This is a genomic window from Mesorhizobium sp. M0037 (genome assembly GCF_040323635.1).
Classification (GTDB): Bacteria; Pseudomonadota; Alphaproteobacteria; order Rhizobiales; family Rhizobiaceae; genus Mesorhizobium.
This window is the reverse complement of the sequence record NZ_JAMYVB010000008.1, coordinates 57630-76117: the sequence shown is the minus strand read 5'-3', so window position 1 is coordinate 76117 and position 18488 is coordinate 57630. Positions and strand designations below refer to the sequence as shown.

The window sequence follows — 18488 nt, the reverse complement described above, 5'->3', positions numbered from 1 at the left end:
AAATCGGCGATCATTGCCGGGCGGACTTTGAGATGAACCTTCGCCGAACAGCCCATGGACGAAAAAATACTACCGCGCCGGCGCACCGGCGATCTCACCAGCGGCCCAATCCCTCGCACGCTGCTGTTGTTCGCGCTTCCGGTGCTCGGTTCCAATGTGCTGCAGTCGCTCAACGGTTCGATCAACGCCGTCTGGGTCGGCCGCTTCCTCGGTGAATCGGCGCTGACGGCGACCTCAAACGCCAATCTGGTGCTGTTCCTGATTCTTGGCACCGTGTTCGGCATCGGCATGGCCGCCACCATCCTGGTGGCGCAATCGGTCGGCGCCCGCGACCTGCCCGAGGCGCGGCGCATCGTCGGCACCAGCGCCAGCTTCTTCTTCCTCGTCTCGGCTATCTTCGCCGTCTGCGGCTGGATCTGGGTCGACGCCATCCTCAACACACTGGGCACCCCGCCCGATGCGCTGCCGCTGGCGCGCTCCTATCTGCGCATCATCTTCGTCGCCGTGCCGATGATGAATCTTCTGTCCTTCGTCATGACGGTGCTGCGCGGTGCGGGTGATTCGCGCACGCCATTCTTCTTCATGGCGCTCGCCGTCGTGCTCGACATCATCCTCAATCCGCTGCTCATTCGCGGAATCGGCCCCTTCCCCGAGCTCGGCATCGCCGGCTCCGCCACCTCGACGCTGATCGGCCAGACGGTGAGCGTGATCGCCATCCTCGTCGTGCTTTATGCCAGAAAGCATCCGTTGCGGCTCGCCGGCGCGAACCTCGCTCTGCTGCGGCCGGATCCGGCGCTGCTCAGGATCGTCGTCTTCAAGGGCGTGCCGATGGGCCTGCAGATGATCGTCATTTCGGCGGCGGCGCTGACCGTGATGGGCATCGTCAACTCCTACGGCTCGCAGGTCGCCGCCGCCTATGGCATCGCGGCGCAGCTGTGGACCTATATCCAGATGCCTGCACTGGCGATCGGCGCCGCAGTCTCGTCGATGGCGGCCCAGAATGTCGGCGCAGGGCGGTGGGACCGCATCGGTCGGATCGCGGCGTCCGGCGTCGGCTTCAACCTGGTGCTCACCGGCGCCCTGGTGGCGCTGCTGTTCTTCTTCGACAGGCCGGTACTCGGCCTGTTCCTTAGCGGGGACAGCACCGCAATCGACATTGCAGCCCACATCAACAAGGTGGCGTCCTGGTCGTTCATCCTGTTCGGCGTCACCATCGTGCTGTTCGCGACCGTGCGCGCCACCGGTGCCGTGATGCCGCCGCTGATCATTCTGGTGATTTCCGTGATGGTCGTGCGTACCGGCTTTGCCTACTTCTTCAGGAGCTACATCGGCGAGGAAGCGCTGTGGTGGAGTTTTCCGGCGGGATCGGTCACCTCGCTGGTGCTGGCCGCCGCCTATTATCGCTTCGGCCGCTGGCGCACCATGCACATGATCGAGGACCGGCCGGCCGCCGGCGAGCCGCCCGACACCGGCCTCGGCATCCCGCGCGGACGGGCAAACATGGCGCCCGGGACGCCAAGCGGGTGAGGCTCAGCGCGCGTATTTGACGCCGAACCCCAGCGCTACGACAGAGAACAGCGTGATCATACCGGCGAAGGCCAGGCTTGCCGTCGTCGGAGTGGCCCAACTCGACAGCAGCCCAATGCCGATCACCGGCAGCGCATTGCCGCAGAAGCAGCAGATGAAGAACGCCGACACCAATTCGGCGCGACGCTCGGCAGGTGCGATCTGGCTCACCACCTGCAGGCCGCCGCGATAGCCGAGCGCCGCCGCCACGCCGCACACAGCGGTGGCGGCAACCATCAGGGACATCGACGCGAAAAACTGAGCAGCAACCATCAGCCCTACGGCCGGGATCATCAGCGCCAGCGCGGCCAGCATGCCGGCGCGACTGGACAGTCGGGTCGTGGCCAGAATGGTCGCGGCCGCAACGATCGACAGTTCAAAGAACAGCCCGCCAGCCTCGGCATGGTTGGCCACATGCAGCTGCTGCGCCAGGATGCTCGGCGCCAGGGCTGCATAGAAGCCGACCAGCGCCATGGCGCCGAAGCCGGTGACGGCCGGCGCCACGAAAGCGGCGCGGATATCAGCGGGCACCGACAGCCGCGGCCGCAGCGAAACATCGGCCAGCCTTCCCGGCCGCGAAACGGTTTCCCTGGTGCGCCAGATCAACAGCGTCACCACCACGAGCAAGGCAAGATAGACCGCAAACGTTAGTCTCAACGGCCAGGGCGCATATTCGGCGAGCAGGCCCGATGCCAGCGCGCCGAGGCCAAGGCCAACGAAGTTGGTGCTGGTGGCGATGATTGCCGCGCGCGATTTGTCCTTACCCTCGATCAACTCGGCAAGCCAGGCCGTGCCGGTTCCCGCGCCGACGCCGATGCCAAGGCCGCTCAATATGCGGGCGACATCGAGCCATGCGACATTCTCGGCCAGCAGGAACACCACCGCGCTGACCACCGCTATGGCCATCGACGCCAGCGCCGCAGGACGGCGGCCAATGCCGTCGGACAAGCGCCCGAACATCAGCAATGCGCCGAGATTGCCGACGACATAGACGGCGTAGACCAGCGTCAGCGTGATCTGCGAGAAACCGAAGGCCTGCTTGTAGATGACGTAAAGCGGCGTCAGCACCGTGCTGCCGGCGAACAGCGCGGCGATCATGGCGGCAACCGCGGCCATCGCGGGCCGGCCATCGAGTCCGTTGTCGCGCGTCGTGGTCTCGGCATAGCTGGTCATGGCAACCTCCGGCCAATCGCCCAACGCCCAATTGCGCCCCAACGTCCATGTAAGGATGGCCGTTCCACGCGCCGAACTTCATCCTGACAACCTTGTCAGGATGGTCTTGCCCGAAATCCTCGCTTAACGTCTTTCCATCGAGAGGGAGAATCCATGGGAAAAGGTAGAGTCGAGGCATTCACCGATGGGGTGGTCGCCATCATCATCACCATCATGGTGCTGGAGCTGAAAGTGCCGCATGGCCAGGATTTTTCAGCGCTTCTGCCGCTGTGGCCGATCTTTTTCAGCTATGTCTTGTCGTTCATCAATGTCGGAATCTACTGGAACAATCTGCACAACATGTTCCACACCGTCCAAAGGGTCGACGGCCGCGTGCTGTGGGCCAACCTCAACCTTCTGTTCTGGTTGTCGCTGATGCCGGCAACGACGGCCTTCATGGGCGAGAACCATTTCGCGCCCGTCCCCGTCGCGGTCTATGGCATCGACCTGGTGCTGTGCGCGGTCGCCTACACCTTTCTCGCCACCAAGCTGCACCATTTGCACGGCAACGACACCGCCTTCGCCAAGGCGCTGGGCAATGACCGCAAGGGCAAGATCTCGGTGGCCCTCTACGCCGCAGCCGTCCCGCTTGCCTTCGTCAACCAATGGATCGGCGTTGCGATCTTCGTGCTGGTGGCCGCCGTCTGGTTCGTGCCGGACACGCGTTTTTCGCGGGTGCTGGAAAAGTAGCGTAGGACGTCTCTACTTGCGCATCGCCTTCAGCTTTTCGGCAACCGACGCCGCAAGGTCGGCATAGCGCTCCTCCAGCCGCTCGGCCGCCTTGATGATCGAAAAATCATGGCCGAATTTTTCCAGCGCCATGCGCAATTTCTCGACGAACTCGGCCTGTTTTTCGAGTGCCGAAAACAAGGTCTTCACCTGCGCTTCGCTTATGTCCGGATTGGCAAGCATCTGTGGCACCTCGCGGCCCATCTGGTCGCCGGTGGCGGTCTGCTCCTTCAGGATCGCAACCCAGTCGGTCAATCGGCAGTCTCCTGTTCAGCCGCAGCATGCACAGCCGCCGTTGATGCGGTCAACCCGAACACGCGGGACGGCCTTGCACGATGCGCGTCCCGCGCTAAGTTCGGCGCCACCCGAACCCTAGGAAAAAGATCATGACCTCCGACGCCGAAATCCAATCCGCTTTGCCCGCCCTCAGCCGAGGCAACGTCGCCGTCATCACCGGGGGCGCCAGCGGCATCGGGCTTGCCGCCGCCAAAAGGCTGGCGGCTATGGGCATGAGACTGGTGCTGGCCGACATTGGCGGCGCGCGCCTCGATGCGGCCCGCCAGGCAGTCGCCGCGATCGCCGGCGAGAATGCCGTGCTTGCGGTCGCCACAGACGTCTCGAAGGCCGACGAACTCGGCCGGCTGGCGGAAAAGACGCATGCCGCTTTCGGCGCCGTATCGCTGCTGATGAACAATGCCGGCGTCGGCAACAATCCGGGAAAACCGTGGGAGAACGGCGACGCCTGGAAGCGGCTGATCGACATCAATTTCTGGGGCGTCGTACATGGCGTCGAGGCCTTTGCGCCGGCCATGCTGGCCTCCGGAGAGCCGGGCCTGATCATCAACACCGGCTCCAAGCAAGGCATCACCACGCCACCCGGCAATCTCGCCTACAACGTATCCAAATCGGCATTGAAGACGTTCACCGAAGGCCTGGCGCACGCATTGCGCAACGAGCCGGGCGCGAAGGTCGCGGCGCATCTTCTCATTCCCGGCTTCACCTTCACCGGCCTCACCGAAGGAGCGGTCGAAAAACCCGCTGGCGCCTGGACCGGCGAGCAGGTGGTCGACTTCATGCTGGCTTCGCTGGCGCGCGGGGACTTCTACATCCTGTGCCCCGACAATGAGGTGATGCGGCCGACCGATGAAAAGCGCATGGCCTGGGCGATCGGCGACATCATCGAGAACCGGCCTGCTCTCTCGCGCTGGCACCCCGACCATAAGGACGCTTTCGCGGCCTTTATGGGAAACTGATCGTCGAACTCAGCCAAAGCCGAGACTCAGGCGGGCGCGCGTTTTTTCGCGGTGCGCTTTTGCGCGACGGCCTTCTTGCCCGCCAGTTCGGCGAGCTCGTGGTCATGGCGTTTTGCCGCCCGCTCGCATTTGTCTCTGATCTCCTCGACCTCGGATTCGGTCAGGTGCTCGATGCCGATGAAATGATTGTGGCCCTCGCTGACGCGGATCAGTTCGTCGAGCTTGGCCTGAACCGCGGCGCCGTCGCGGTTCTGGGTGTTCTGAATCAGGAACACCATCAAAAAGGTGATGATCGTCGTTCCCGTGTTGATGACGAGCTGCCACGTATCGGAGAAGCCGAAGAATGGCCCGCTTACCGCCCAGACGATAACGATGGCGCAACAGGCGATGAAAGTCGGCGGCAGGCCCGCCAAGTGCGAAACGGTGTTGGCGATTCTGGTAAACAGCTTTTCGATCATTCACATCCTCAACCGTTCAAAGCGCGACGAGCTGACCAAGGCCGCATTCATCGCTCCAACAATAAACAACCGGCAGCCGCTTCCGGTTCCCTGTCGCAGAGGGCATCGCTGGTGCAATTGTATGCACGCCAAAGGCGCAGCGCCGTGAAAAGCCGCCTTATCGGTTTGTTGCCATTAGTCACCATGCAGGCCAAAACCTGTTCGTTCCGCTTCACGGCGGATTTGTCTCCAAGCCCCTTCCGCTGCGCCACCCCCGCATGGCGGAAGGGGTCCGTTGCGTTGCCGCAGACCGGCGGAACTCTTCCCGACACGTGCCGTTCAGAATTTTGGCGCCAGGATTTCGGCCAGCCAGTCGATGAAACCGCGCACGCGCGGCGAGCTCTCAGGAATGCTCTTGCTCCCAACGATCGAGGAAATCCTCAATCGGCAAGGCCTGCATGTCGGGAACCGCTTTGGCGAGTTTCTCCGGCGGCCAGTCCCACCAGGCAAGGCTTTCGATCCGCGCCGCGATCTCGGAGGGAAAGCGCATGCGCAACGGCTTCGCCGGTACGCCGGCGACGATTGTGTAGGCCGGCACATCCCGCGTCACCACCGAATTGGCGCCGATGATGGCGCCATTGCCGATGCTGATCTCGGGCATGATGACGGCGCCATGGCCGATCCAGACATCATTGCCGATGCCGACCGCCTTGGCCTGCCGCCGCGCGCGGAACGCCGCGTCGACGCCCAGCCAGCGGAAATACTCGTTCGGCCGGTAGCTGAGCTTGTGCTGCGTGATCCGCTCGATCGGATGCTCCAAGGCATTGATGCGGCTGTTGGCGGCGATCGAGCAGAATTTTCCGATCGTCGTGTAGATCGCCTCGGCGTGGCGCTCGAAATAGGAGAAATCGCCGACATTGACCTCGCGCAGCACCACCCGTTCGCCGATCGAGGCATAGCGGCCAAGCTTGCACGCTTTCAGCTCCGCGGTCGAATGGATGCGCGGCTCGGGATCTTTCAGGACGAGGTTTTCGGTACGGTCCATCTGGCGGATTTACCCCCGCGCAATTGCGGAAGCAATTGTCGCGTTGCGCCCGGAGGATCGTTATTTCGGCTTGCCGCCGGTCCACACCACGTTCTGGCCGAACAGCGGCACGGTCGTCACCGACATTTTCGCCGAGCCGTCCTGCACTTGGCGCGAATGCGAGAGATAGATCAGCGTCTCGTTCTTCTTGTCGTAGATGCGGTTCACCACCTGCTTCTTCCAGATCAGGCTGATGCCTTGCTTGAACACCTCTTCGCCGCCCTCGCTCATGTCGATGTCGCCGATGGTGATCGGCCCGGTCTGGCGGCAGGAGATCGAGGAATCAGACGGATCCTCGAACCAGTTGCCCTTGTGCAGCCGGTCGATGACGCTGCGGTCGAAATAGGAGACATGGCAGGTCACGCCGTCGATCTTGGGATCCTTGATCGCCTCGACGATGATGTCGTTGCCGACCCAATCGACGCCGACCTTGCCGACTTCCTCTGCCGCTGCGGCACCGGCGCCAAGGGCAATGCATGCGGCCAGCGCGCCGCCGATCAGTTTCTGCCCAATCCGTCTCTGCCCAGTCCGTCTTTGCAAGGGAGCCTCCTCAGGTTCAGTTTGCCGGTCTCAGGTGGGATAAGGGCCAGCTGTTTGCAAGGTAGCGCCCAGCCCGGTTGCGGCAACGCGGCATCTTTGCCTTGCCCCCTGCGACCGGCTAAGACTGCCGGCAGAGAGGCGCCGATCCGGCGCTCGATGATTTCTGCTACGGACAATTCCTGATGATGCGTTCAATTCTGGTCGGCATTCTCGTTCTGATGGCGGCGGGCATCGGCTGGCTCACCTTTGACTTCTATCGCGGCCACTATGGTGGCGAACCGTATGGCGCGCCATTCACGCTGGTCGACCAGAAAGGCGCGCCAATCACCGAAGCCGCCTTCCGGGGAAAACCCAGCATCGTCTTCTTCGGCTTCACCCATTGCCCGGAAGTCTGCCCGACCACTTTGTTCGAAATGGCCGGCTGGCTGAAGACGCTGGGCGACGACGGCAAGAACCTCAACGCCTACTTCGTTACCGTCGATCCAGAGCGCGACACGCCGCCTGTGATGAACACTTACGTCAGCAATTTCTCCGACCGCATCGTCGGCATATCGGGCGATCCCGACAAGGTGCACGCCATGGCGAAGTCCTTCAACATCTACTGGAAGAAGGTCGACACCGGCGACGGCGATTACACGATGGACCACACCGCCTCCGCGCTGCTGCTCAACGCCAAGGGCGAGTTTTCGGGCACCATAGCCTATGGCGAAAGCGCCGATACCGCTATCGCCAAGCTGAAGCGGCTGGCGGCAGGCTAGGCATGATCCCGAAACGTGGATTCCGGTTTTCTCGGACAGAAAAGTGTTGTCCAGAGATCATGCTCAAGCAAGAGACCAACTGATGGGTCAGACCAGGCTCCACTTCATCGCTGGGAAGATCGAGGCCGACCGCATCTTTGCCGCGCTCGAGCCGGCTTTCGAGGATGAAGGCCTGCCGATCGCCGTGCTCGAAGTCGATGAAGACCGCGACATCTATGAGGTTTCGCTCTACACCGACGGCAATGTCGACGCGGTTGAGGCGCGGCTAAGGGACAGCCTTGCCGGACTGTCCCTGTCGAAGCCGATCGAGCGCGAGGTTTTGCCCGACATCGACTGGGTGGCGCGCTCGCTGGAGGGACTGAAGCCGGTGCGCGCTGGACGTTTCGTCGTCCATGGCGCGCATGACCGCAGGAAGCGCCACAGCGGCGAACTGGCCATCGAGATCGAGGCCGGCCTTGCCTTCGGCACCGGCCATCACGGCACCACGGCCGGCTGCCTCGAAATGCTGGAGCGGGTCGTGCGCCGCGAACGTCCCAGGAATGCCCTCGACCTCGGCACCGGCAGCGCGGTGCTGGCGATCGCCGTCGCCAAACTGGCGCATATTCCGGTGCTGGCGACCGACATCGATCCGATCGCCGTCAGGGTCGCCGCCGCCAATGCCCGCCTCAACCACGTCAAGGCGCTGGTCGAAACGGTGACGGCGCCCGGTTTCCACCACCCGATCTTCGGCAAGCGCGCGCCTTTCGACCTCATCGTCGCCAACATATTGGCGCGGCCGCTGATGCGGCTGGCGCCTGAGATGGCCAGGCACATCAGCCTCGGCGGCTCGATCGTGTTGTCCGGCATCCTCGAGCGCCAATGCAATGCGGTGATCTCGGCCTATGTCGGCCAGAATTTCCGGCATGTCAGGACCTTGCATCGCGAAGGCTGGGTGACGATCCACCTGAAGCACTGAGACGCAACGCGCTTTGGACCATCCGAGCCTGTTGCGATTGGCGAAAATCGATTCCGGTTTTCCGGGTCATGCGCTACGGTCGCGCCCGATACAGGAGGCATACCATGTTCCAGACCTTCGATTCCGCAGGCGACCCCAGCGTCGGCAAGCCGCGCGTGACGTTGCTGCGGCGATGGCTGGCGGATAATGGCCTCGACGGTTTCCTGGTGCCGCGCGCCGACGAGCACCAGGGCGAGTATGTCGCCGATCGCTCGGCGCGGCTGAAATGGTTGACCGGATTCAGCGGCTCGGCCGGCGTAGCACTTGTGCAGCGTGACCGCGCCTTCATGTTCGTCGATGGCCGCTATACCTTGCAAGTGCGCCACGAGGTCGATCTCGACATTTTTGCGATCGAGAGTCTCGTCGACAACCCGCCGGCCTCCTGGATCAAGGACAATCTCGGCAAGGGCGCCAGGCTTGGCTTCGACCCGTGGCTGCACACGATCGCTGAGGTCAAGGCGCTGAAAACCTCGGCCGAGCAATCCGGCGCGACGCTGGTGCCGCTCGACAGGAACCCGATCGACATCATCTGGAAGGATCAGCCGGCGCCGCCCGTGGCGCCGGTCGAAATCCACCCGATCGGCTTTGCCGGGGAACTCGCCAAGGACAAGCTGGCGCGGCTGGCGGCGGCAATCGGCAAGGAGGGCGCGACGCACGCCGTGCTCACCGACCCCTCCTCGATCGCCTGGGCCTTCAACATCCGTGGCGGTGACGTGCCGCACACGCCGCTGGCGCTCGGCTTTGCGATCCTCGCCGCCGACGGCAAGCATCAGCTGTTCATGGACAGCCGCAAGTTTTCGCGCACGGTCGCCGCCTATCTCACCCAACTCGCCGATCTGCACGAGCCCGGCGAATTCGAGGCGGCGGTCGCAGCCCTTGCCAAGGGCGGCGCCAAGATCGGGCTCGATCCGGTGCTGGCGGCGGAAAAGCTCAAAATGCTGGTCGAGGACAATGGCGGCGCATTTGTTTCAGCGGCCGATCCCGCCCGCATTCCGCGCGCCACCAAGAACCAGGCGGAAATCGCCGGCAGCCGCGCCGCGCACCGCCGGGACGGCGCGGCGGTGGCGAAACTGCTGTGCTGGCTGGAACGGCAGGAGCCGGGCACGCTCGACGAAATAACCGTTGTCACCAAGCTGGAGGAAACGCGCCGGCAGACCGGCGAGGAAACGCAGATGCCGCTGCGCGATGTCTCCTTCGACACCATTTCCGGCGCCGGGCCGAACGGCGCCATCATGCACTACCGCGTCTCGCGCGCCACCAATCGCAAGCTGGCAAAGGGCGAGCTGTTCCTGCTCGATTCCGGTGCCCAGTATCAGGATGGCACCACCGACATCACCCGCACCGTGCCGATCGGCCAGCCGACCGAGGAGATGCGCGAGCGCTTCACGCTGGTGTTGAAGGGCATGATCGGCATTTCGACGCTGCGCTTTCCCGCCGGCACGCGCGGCTCGGAAATCGACGCGGTGGCGCGCATGGCGCTGTGGAAGCATGGCTGCGACTTTGCCCATGGCACCGGCCATGGTGTCGGCTCGTATCTGGCCGTGCATGAAGGGCCGCAGCGCATCGCCCGCACCGGCACCGAAAAGCTGCTGGCCGGCATGATGCTCTCCAACGAGCCCGGCTATTACAAGGAAGGCTCCTACGGCATCCGCATCGAGAACCTGATCCTGGTGACACCGGCTGAACAGGTGGAGGGCGGCGACATCGCCATGCACGGTTTCGAGACGCTGACACTGGCGCCGATCGATATCAGGCTGATCCGCACCGACCTGCTGACGCGCGAGGAGTTGCACTGGCTGGATACTTACCATGCCTGGGTGCTGGCCGAGATCGGCCCGATGCTCGACGGCGAGACGCTGGCCTGGCTGGAGAAGGCAACAGCGCCGCTGCCGCACGACGCCAAGATCTGAAATGAGCTTCTTTCTCCCCGTCACTATACGGGGAGGTGAGGAGCGGTCCGCGAAGCGGACGAAAAGCCAATTGCTTGGCTTTTCGAGTGACGAACGCCCGCCAGGGCAATGAGCGGCGGCGCCGACAGTTCGAAACTGTTCCGCGCGCAGGCGCCCTATGCCACAAACTGCCGCGCGAGGACCAGCACCACCGCCCCGGCCAGAAACATCGCCATCAGGCCGCCGCGCAGCGAGACCACAGCGGCGACGACCAGCGCCGCCCATTCCGCCGGTCCGGCGCTAAGTGCGGCGGGCGCCACCAGCGTCGTCAACACTGCGGCCGGCACGGCATTCAAACCCGCCTCGACGCGTGGATGGATGTGGTCGAAGCGCGAGATCACCAGATGGCCGCCGACGCGGGTGAGATAGGTGGCGATCGCGCCGGCAATGATGATCCACAAGGTCGCGCTCATCGTTTTGCCTCCACACCGCTATGGTGCGGCGGCAGGATGACGGCCAGAAGCACGCCTGCAATGGCGCCGATGGAGACGTGCCATGGCGATCCCACAGTTTTGTAGGCAATGATCGACGCCGCGGCGCTGGCGATCACCACCGGCAGCCACAGTGGCCGGTTGCGAAAGCCCATGACCAGCCCGAGGAAATAGATCGGCAGCAGGAAGTCGATGCCGAGCGCATGCGTGTCCGGGATCAGCTTGCCGAACACCGCGCCCAGCGCGCTCTCGATCCCCCAGAACACATAGACCGGCAGGCCAAGCCCCATGTACCAGGCAAAGCCAACGGTCTCGCCGGCTTCGGCCTTACGCTCGGCCACCGCGAATTGCGGATCGGTGAGCACGAAATAGCCCAGCGCTTGGCTGATAACCGGCCAGTGCGCGATTCGCCGGCCGATGCTGGCGGAGTAAAGCACGTGACGGAAGTTTACGGCGAAGATCGACAGCACGATCAGCCATGGCGCGACATGCTGGCCGAACAATTCGATGCCGACCATCTGGCTGGCGCCGCCGAAGATCAGCGCGCTCATCAAGAAAGCTTCGAGAACGGAAAAGCCGTTGTCGACGGCGATGGCGCCGAACAGCAGCCCAAATGGCGCCGCGGCGACAACCACCGGCATCGACAGCCGCACGCCGTCCCAGAAGTCGCTGGCCACGGAATTTTCGCTTAAGGTCTCTGCCGACATGTCACATTCCCATCTCGCGCTGCTATGTAGGAGCCGGCGTTTGAAAAGTCAGACGAATTCGCTTGAGCCAACAAATCAGCGAAACTGATGTTGTAAAAACAAATGAGGGGGTTCGGATGATCGCTTATGACTTCACCGGCAGGCACGCGGTCGTCACCGGCGCCGGTGGCGGTATGGGCGAGGCGATCTCGCTGGCGCTGCTCGATGCCGGCGCCTCGGTCACCGCCATCGACGTCAAGCCGCGTCCGGCGTCGCTTGCCGCCTATGACGACCGGCTCACCTTTGCCCAGGGCGACCTCACCGACGCCGCCTTCGTCGAGCAGACCATCAATGCCGCGGGCCGCGAGCGCGGCGGCATCGATTATCTCGCCAATGTCGCAGGCGTGCTCTGGTTCGGTCGCGACAAATCGGCCCTCGAGATGGACCTCGATGTCTGGGATCAGGTCTTCAACATCAATCTGAAATCCTTCGTCCACACCGCGCGGGCGGTGGTTCCGCATATGCGGGCCGGCGGACGCGGCGGCGCCATGGTGCACTTCTCCACCATCCAGTGGTATCGCGGCGATCCGACCCCGCAGGATGCCTACCAGGCATCGAAGGCCGGCGTCTGTGCGCTGTCGAAGTCGCTCGCCATGCAGTTGGCGGGCGATGGCATCCGCTCCAATTCGATCTGCCCGGGAATGGCGTTGACGCCGCTGCAGGCGCGCTGGGACACCGAGGAGAAACGCGCGGCCGTTGCCAATTATGCGCCGCTCGGCCGCATCGGCACGCCGCAGGACATGGCCAATGCCGCGCTATTCCTGCTTTCCGATGCGGCAAGCTACATCACCGGCATCGAACTGGCAGTCGACGGCGGTCTTTTGATGCGGATGTAGCCGTGCAGTGCGCCGGGCTGATTTAGCTCCGCGGTGCCGTGCCCTGGATCGCCCTGCCCCAGTCGAGCAACGGCTTGGCGCGCAATGTGAAATCGACAAGCTCGTCGACCAGCGCTGGCGCGTGGATGCCGGCCGGATCGATCATGTGCTGGACATAGAAGTGCCGGTTGCGGATGGCGTCGACAAGATCGGGTTCGTTGACCTGCTCGAATCCGCGCGGCGTGCGCTTCAACCGACCCTCGGTTTCGAGTTCGAAGCCGTTTTTCTTCAGCGTTGAAAGCAGTTTTCGGAACTCGGCTGGCCGGGCGATAATCGCCTTGCGCATCGCCAGCAGCAGGGGCGGCTCCGGGTTCCACCAGGCAACGTCGGCAAAGCAGCGGTCGATCCCGACATAGACGAAGAACACGCCCTGCTCCATCTTGGTGCCATCCGGCGACAGCATGGCCGACAAATGCTGGTTGTAGGGCCGCTTGTCCTTGGCGAAGCGCACGTCGCGGTTGATGCGAAACAGTGACTTCTTGCGGTCTCCGCGCAAGCCCAGACCCGCCGCCGCGAAGCGCTCCGTCAGCGTCTCGACCAGATCGCAGAACGGCTCATGCAACTCGCTGTCGTAAAGCGCGCGGTTTTCCTGGAACCATTCGCGGCTCTGGTGGAAGTCGAGCGCCTTGAGGAACGGGATGGCTTTTTGCCCGAACCCTTTGAACGAACCGGCCATCACGCCTTGCCGACCCGTTGCAGCCAGGTGTCCTCGTCGATGACTTCGACGCCGAGTTCACTGGCCTGCTTCAGTTTGGAGCCGGCACCCGGCCCGGCCACCAGCAGATCGGTCTTCGCCGACACCGAACCCGCCACCTTGGCGCCGAGCCGTTCGGCCATCGCCTTGGCTTCGGAGCGTGTCATCTTTTCCAGCGTGCCGGTGAAGACGATGGTCTTGCCGGCAACCTCGCTGTCGGTCGACACGGTGACGACATACGGCTTCGGCTTGACCTGTTCGAGCAGTCTGTCGAGCACGTCGTCATTGCGTTCATTGCCGAAGAAATCGCGCAACGCATCGATCACTGTATCGCCAATGCCGTTGATGGAGGGGAAGACGCTGTGCGGATCCTCAGCCGCCGCCGTTTCCTTGCCGACGCGGATCAGCTCCTCGATGGTCGAAAACGTCCGCGCAAGCACGGCCGCCGTCGTTTCGCCGATATGGCGGATGCCGAGTGCGAAGATGAAGCGGTCGAGCTCCGGCTGGCGGCGCGAATCGATGGCCGCGAACAGCTTGTCGAGACCTTCATAATTGCGGTCCTCGACACCGCGCACATTCTTGCGCGCCTTGCCCGATGCCGCCTCGCGCAGCCGCGCCTGCTCCTCGCGCCGCTCGGCCAGCGCCCTGGTGACGGCCGGGCGGCGATCCCTGAGGGTGAAGATATCGGCGGCGGTCTTGACCAGTCCCGAATTGAAGAACAGGTCGATATTCTCGGCGCCCAGCCCCTCGATGTCGAGCGCGCCGCGCGACGCGAAATGACGCAGCCGCTCCACAGCCTGCGCGGCGCAGATCAGCTCGCCGGTGCAGCGCCGGCGCGAATCCTCCTTGCCGGTCTTCTCGTTGATTTCGCGCGTCGCCGGCGAGCCGCAGACCGGACAAATGTGCGGGAATTCATAAGGCACCGCATCAGCCGGCCGCTTGTCGACGACGACGCTGACGATCTGCGGAATGACATCGCCCGCCCGTTGTATGACAACCGTGTCACCGATGCGGACATCGATGCCGTCGCGAATCGGCAGGCCGTTGCTGTCGAAGCCCTTGATGTAGTCCTCATTGTGCAGCGTGACGTTTTCGACCACCACGCCGCCGACCGTGACGGGCGCCAGCCGCGCCACCGGCGCCAGCGTACCGGTACGACCGACCTGGATATCGATCTTCTGCACCGTCGTCATCGCCTGTTCGGCCGGGAACTTGTGCGCAACGGCCCAGCGCGGCTCGCCGGTGACAAAGCCCCAGCGACGCTGCAATTCCAGCTGGTCGACCTTGTAGACGACACCGTCGATGTCGTAGCCGAGCGACGAACGCAGCTCCTCGATCTTGTGGTAGTGCGCGATCAGCTCCTCGACCGACTTCGCCCGCACCATCAATGGGCTGACCTTGAACCCCCATTCGGCGAATTTCTGCACCGAATCATATTGGGTCGGCGCCGGATCCGCTGTCGTGTAGCCCCAGGCATAGGCAAAAAATTTAAGATTGCGGCTGGCGGTGACGGACGCATCCTTCTGTCGCAGTGAGCCCGCTGCCGTGTTGCGCGGATTGACATAGTCCTGGCCCCCCACCGCCGCCGAGCGGGCCTTCAGTGCCTCGAATTCCGCATAGGTCATGTAGACTTCGCCGCGGATCTCGATGGTCTCGGGCCAGCCCGATCCTTTCAGCTTGGCGGGGATGTCGGCGATGGTCCTGAGATTGGCGGTGATGTCCTCGCCGACAGCGCCGTCGCCGCGCGTAGCACCCTGCACGAACACACCGCGTTCATAGCGCAGCGACGCCGACAGCCCGTCGATCTTCGGCTCGGCCGTAAACGCGATGTCGAGATCCTTGTCGCGGTCGAAGAAGCGCCGGCCACGCTCGATGAAATCGGTGACGTCCTCGTCTGTATAGGCCTTGGCGAGGCTGAGCATCGGCACCGCATGGCGCACCTTGGCAAAGCCTTCCGCCGGCGCGGCGCCGACCCGCAGCGAGGGCGAATCCTCGCGCACCAGACCGGGAAAGCGCTCCTCGATGGCAAGATTGCGCCGCCGCAGCGCGTCATATTCCGCGTCCGTAATCGTCGGCGCGTCCTCGGCATGATAGCGCCTGTCATGACCGGCGATCTCCTCGGCCAGCCGCTGGAGCTCATCCGCGGCTTCGCTTTCGCTCAACGATTCGACTGGTTTTTCAGACATGCAGCGGTCCCTGGACAGTGGCGCGACACCATAAATCAGGATTTCGGAAAAAGCATTCCTGAACAGCGGGATGGAGCCATATCCTGACTCAGCCCGAAAGCCTTGCGACGACTACGCTGCAGCAATATTCTCGCGCAGCAGCCGTTCCGCGGCTGCGCGCGCCTCGTCGGTGATGATAGCGCCGGCCAACATGCGCGCGATCTCTTCCTGGCGCGCCGCCCGGTCCATTTCGGCGATGCCGGTGGCGACCTTGTCCGAGCCGCCGGATTTGGAGATCAGGAAATGCGTCGCAGCACGTGCCGCCACTTGCGGAGCATGCGTGACCGACAGCACCTGCACGCGCTTCGACAGCCTGGCCAGCCTTTGGCCGATCGCATCGGCCACGGCGCCGCCGACGCCGGTGTCGATCTCGTCGAAGACCAATGTCGGCGCCGAGCCACGGTCGGCCAGCGCCACCTTGAGCGCCAGCAGGAAGCGCGACAGCTCGCCGCCGGAGGCGACCTTCATCATCGGCCCAGGCCTGGTGCCGGGATTGGTGCGCACCCAGAACTCGACCTGGTCGATGCCTTCTTCCATGCGGTTCTCGCCATCGCTGGCCAGTTCAACGATGAACTCGGCCCGTTCGAGCTTCAGCGCCGGCAGTTCGGCCATCACAGCCTTGGTCAGACCGACCGCCGCGGCGTGGCGAAGCGCGGAGAGCTGGGCTGCGGAAATATCGTAGGCTTCGCGCGCCGCTGAGGCCTGCTTTTCCAAGAGATGCAGGCGCCCCTCGCCGGCATCGAGATCGGCGAGATCGGCGGACATGGTGTCGCGCAGTTGCGCCAGATCGTCGACGGCCACACTGTGCTTGCGTGACGCCGCACGCAGCGAAAACAGCCGCTCCTCCGCCTTCTCCAGCCGCTGCGGGTCGTATTCGGTGGCGCGCAATGCCGCCTCGACGCCCGATTGCGCGGCATCCAGCGACAGCATCGCCTCATCCAGCGACTTCACCACATCCTCGAGCAGGCCCGGCGCTTCGCTGGCCTTGCGCTGCAGGCGCCTGAGCAAACTGGCCAGTTGCGGCAGTGGCGAGGACGGGCCTGACAGCACATCCTGCGCATCGTGTATTTCCGAGGCGATCTTTTCGGCCCGCATCATCGTGGCGCGCAATTCGGCCAGTTGCGTCTCTTCGCCGGGCTGCGGATCGAGCTTTGCCAGTTCCGCCACCGAGGCCCTGAGATAATCGGCCTCGCGCGCCGCCGCCTCGACCTTGGCGCGGTGCCTGACGAACTCCTGCTCGGCGCCGCGCCAATAGCGCCACGCCTCGCCGGTCGCGCGGGCAGCGCCCAGATGGCCGCCAAAACTGTCCAGCAATTCGCGATGCGCGCCGGGATCGACCAGAGCGCGCTCGTCATGCTGGCCGTGGATCTCGACCAGCGCGTGGCCGATGTCGCGCATCAGGGTGACGCTGGACGGCTGGTCGTTGACGAAGACACGGGTGCGGCCATCCGCGGTCTGCAGCCGGCGCAGGATGATGTCGCCGTCATCCTCGATGGCGTTTTCGGCCAGCAGCGCGCGCACCGGGTGGTTGCGCGGCACATCGAAGACGGCAATGACCTGGCCCTGTGCCGCGCCGTGGCGCACCAGCGAGGCGTCGCCGCGCGCGCCAAGCGCCAGCGACAGCGCGTCGAGCAGGATGGATTTGCCGGCGCCGGTTTCACCGGTCAGCACGGAAAGGCCGGGCTGGAAGTCGATATCCAGCTTCTCGATCAGGACGATATCGCGGATCGACAGTCTGGAAAGCATCAGAAGCCGGACCTCAAGCAATTCCAGGAAAAGTGCGTAGCGGTTTTCCGTCCGGAATTGCGTAGAACAAAAAGTTAGGACGGTTCAGCGCCTCAATCAAACCGCTGAACCGCTGTGAAGCGGCATCCGACCGATGGAGTCGCAGCGCCGCACTATCTTTTTGTTTGAGCGTCGGATCAATCCGAAAAGCGCGTTCCGCCTCAGTCGATGCTCGGGAGTCAGGCGCCGGTGATCAGCTTGCCGGCCTTGGATATCCACGATCCGGCATTCTCGCGCGGCTCAAGCCCGTTGCTCTGCAACAGCTTGTAGGTATCCTTGTACCATTGGCTGTCGGGATAATTGGTGCCGAGCACCGCAGCGGCGGTTTGCGCTTCCGAGGTCAAGCCCATGGCGTAATAGCTTTCGGCCAGACGCGCCAGCGCCTCTTCGACATGGCGGGTGTTGGAATAGTTCTCGACCACGTTGCGGAAGCGCTTGACGGCAGCAATGTATTCGCGCCGCTCGAGATAATAGCGGCCGATCTGCATCTCTTTGCCGGCCAGCTGGTCGTTGGCGAAACGGATCTTTTCCTTGGCGTCGTCGACATATTCCGACGTCGGCCAGCGCGTCACCAGATCCTGCATCGTCTGCACGGTCTGGCGTGCTTCCTTCTGATCCTGGGTGACGTCCTTGATCTGCTTGTAGTAGCTCAGCCCGATAATATACTGGGCGTAAGCCGCGTCGTCGGTCGACGGATAAAGCGTGAGATAGCGCTTGGCCGAGCCGATCGCTTCGTCATAACGGCCGGCGCGATAGTCGGCGAAGGCGCCCATCACCATCGATTTGCGGGCGAATTCCGAATAGGGGTGCTGGCGGTCGACGGCGTCGAACTTCTTGCTCGCCTCATCCAGGCGGCCGGCATTGAGATTGGCAAGGCCTTGATTGTAAAGGACGTCGGCCGGTTCGGTCTGGTCGACATAGGTCGACAGGTCGACGTCTTTCTCGGACGACATGCAGGCCGAGAGGAAGAGCGATGGCACAACCACCGAAAGCGCCAGGAAAACAGCCCGATACGGCGCTTTCGATTGACCAACTCGCTTGAAGAACATGATTGGATTGCGCCCTTTCGGCGTTAGTTCAATGCCTTTCGCATGGCGTTCCCTCAAAACTGATCCCCACTTTTGAGCGACATGCGCCTAACAGACGGCAGCAGCCATAAACCATAACTGCCTTGCCCAGCAACGCTATGTCTAGCCAATCGCACATTTTT

Annotated in this window: 18 protein-coding genes; 7 read left to right on the top strand and 11 right to left on the bottom strand. The window is 63.5% G+C overall.

What is annotated here, in order from left to right; genetic code table 11:
- Positions 1-54: 54 nt before the first annotated feature.
- A complete protein-coding gene (locus NKJ78_RS14355; protein ID WP_352460244.1) occupies positions 55-1527 on the top strand; it encodes an MATE family efflux transporter in 1473 nt (490 codons plus the stop codon).
- 3 nt (positions 1528-1530) lie between these two features.
- Here the strand turns inward: NKJ78_RS14355 and NKJ78_RS14350 are convergent, their stop codons facing one another.
- Positions 1531-2739, bottom strand: coding sequence for an MFS transporter (locus NKJ78_RS14350; RefSeq protein WP_352460243.1), 1209 nt, complete (start codon positions 2737-2739; stop codon positions 1531-1533).
- A 153-nt stretch (positions 2740-2892) separates the two neighbouring features.
- On the opposite strand from NKJ78_RS14350, the gene NKJ78_RS14345 reads away from it, so the two are divergent.
- Positions 2893-3468, top strand: a complete 576-nt coding sequence (locus NKJ78_RS14345; protein WP_023668299.1) for a TMEM175 family protein — start codon at positions 2893-2895, stop codon at positions 3466-3468.
- Positions 3469-3480: 12 nt separating this feature from the next.
- On the opposite strand, the gene NKJ78_RS14340 is transcribed toward NKJ78_RS14345, so the two are convergent.
- Entirely contained in the window at positions 3481-3762 is a 282-nt protein-coding gene (locus NKJ78_RS14340) for a hypothetical protein (protein ID WP_023668298.1), read from the bottom strand.
- Between the two features lie 131 nt (positions 3763-3893).
- Here NKJ78_RS14340 and NKJ78_RS14335 point away from each other — a divergent pair, with 131 nt between their 5' ends.
- Positions 3894-4760, top strand: a complete 867-nt coding sequence (locus NKJ78_RS14335; RefSeq protein ID WP_023682121.1) for an SDR family NAD(P)-dependent oxidoreductase — start codon at positions 3894-3896, stop codon at positions 4758-4760.
- Between the two features lie 26 nt (positions 4761-4786).
- Here NKJ78_RS14335 and NKJ78_RS14330 read toward each other — a convergent pair whose 3' ends face one another.
- From NKJ78_RS14330 to NKJ78_RS14320, 3 genes are all read right to left on the bottom strand, one after another.
- Positions 4787-5218 carry a low affinity iron permease family protein gene (locus tag NKJ78_RS14330; RefSeq protein ID WP_023750938.1) on the bottom strand — a complete coding sequence of 144 codons (432 nt, stop codon included), beginning with the start codon at positions 5216-5218 and terminating at the stop codon, positions 4787-4789.
- 382 nt (positions 5219-5600) lie between these two features.
- Complete coding sequence (locus tag NKJ78_RS14325; protein ID WP_023733062.1) at positions 5601-6242, bottom strand: LbetaH domain-containing protein; 642 nt, start codon at positions 6240-6242, stop codon at positions 5601-5603.
- A 60-nt stretch (positions 6243-6302) separates the two neighbouring features.
- On the bottom strand, positions 6303-6821 hold the full coding sequence (locus NKJ78_RS14320) for a CreA family protein (RefSeq protein WP_023753104.1): 519 nt from the start codon (positions 6819-6821) through the stop codon (positions 6303-6305).
- A 182-nt stretch (positions 6822-7003) separates the two neighbouring features.
- Here NKJ78_RS14320 and NKJ78_RS14315 point away from each other — a divergent pair, with 182 nt between their 5' ends.
- The 3 genes from NKJ78_RS14315 (at position 7004) to NKJ78_RS14305 (ending at position 10483) form a co-directional block, all read left to right on the top strand.
- Positions 7004-7579 (top strand): SCO family protein, encoded by a 576-nt coding sequence (locus tag NKJ78_RS14315; protein ID WP_023697009.1) that lies wholly within the window; start codon positions 7004-7006, stop codon positions 7577-7579.
- 82 nt (positions 7580-7661) lie between these two features.
- A complete protein-coding gene (locus NKJ78_RS14310) occupies positions 7662-8534 on the top strand; it encodes a 50S ribosomal protein L11 methyltransferase (protein ID WP_352460241.1) in 873 nt (290 codons plus the stop codon).
- 104 nt (positions 8535-8638) lie between these two features.
- On the top strand, positions 8639-10483 hold the full coding sequence (locus tag NKJ78_RS14305) for an aminopeptidase P family protein (protein WP_352460240.1): 1845 nt from the start codon (positions 8639-8641) through the stop codon (positions 10481-10483).
- Positions 10484-10638: 155 nt separating this feature from the next.
- Here the strand turns inward: NKJ78_RS14305 and NKJ78_RS14300 are convergent, their stop codons facing one another.
- A complete protein-coding gene (locus tag NKJ78_RS14300) occupies positions 10639-10935 on the bottom strand; it encodes an AzlD family protein (protein ID WP_023741691.1) in 297 nt (98 codons plus the stop codon).
- Positions 10932-11660 (bottom strand): AzlC family ABC transporter permease, encoded by a 729-nt coding sequence (locus tag NKJ78_RS14295; protein WP_352460239.1) that lies wholly within the window; start codon positions 11658-11660, stop codon positions 10932-10934. The genes NKJ78_RS14300 and NKJ78_RS14295 overlap by 4 nt, the downstream gene beginning before the upstream one ends.
- 116 nt (positions 11661-11776) lie before the next feature.
- On the opposite strand from NKJ78_RS14295, the gene NKJ78_RS14290 reads away from it, so the two are divergent.
- Complete coding sequence (locus NKJ78_RS14290; RefSeq protein WP_023682129.1) at positions 11777-12535, top strand: SDR family NAD(P)-dependent oxidoreductase; 759 nt, start codon at positions 11777-11779, stop codon at positions 12533-12535.
- Positions 12536-12557: 22 nt separating this feature from the next.
- On the opposite strand, the gene NKJ78_RS14285 is transcribed toward NKJ78_RS14290, so the two are convergent.
- The 4 genes from NKJ78_RS14285 to NKJ78_RS14270 all read right to left on the bottom strand — a co-directional run bounded on the left by NKJ78_RS14285 (position 12558) and on the right by NKJ78_RS14270 (position 18327).
- A complete protein-coding gene (locus NKJ78_RS14285) occupies positions 12558-13250 on the bottom strand; it encodes a DUF2461 domain-containing protein (protein WP_023753052.1) in 693 nt (230 codons plus the stop codon).
- Positions 13250-15454 carry an NAD-dependent DNA ligase LigA gene (gene ligA / locus NKJ78_RS14280; RefSeq protein WP_352460238.1) on the bottom strand — a complete coding sequence of 735 codons (2205 nt, stop codon included), beginning with the start codon at positions 15452-15454 and terminating at the stop codon, positions 13250-13252. The genes NKJ78_RS14285 and ligA overlap by 1 nt, the downstream gene beginning before the upstream one ends.
- Positions 15455-15565: 111 nt before the next feature.
- A complete protein-coding gene (gene recN, locus NKJ78_RS14275) occupies positions 15566-17239 on the bottom strand; it encodes a DNA repair protein RecN (protein WP_352562483.1) in 1674 nt (557 codons plus the stop codon).
- Positions 17240-17457: 218 nt separating this feature from the next.
- Positions 17458-18327, bottom strand: coding sequence for an outer membrane protein assembly factor BamD (locus NKJ78_RS14270; RefSeq protein ID WP_023668284.1), 870 nt, complete (start codon positions 18325-18327; stop codon positions 17458-17460).
- Positions 18328-18488: the final 161 nt, after the last annotated feature.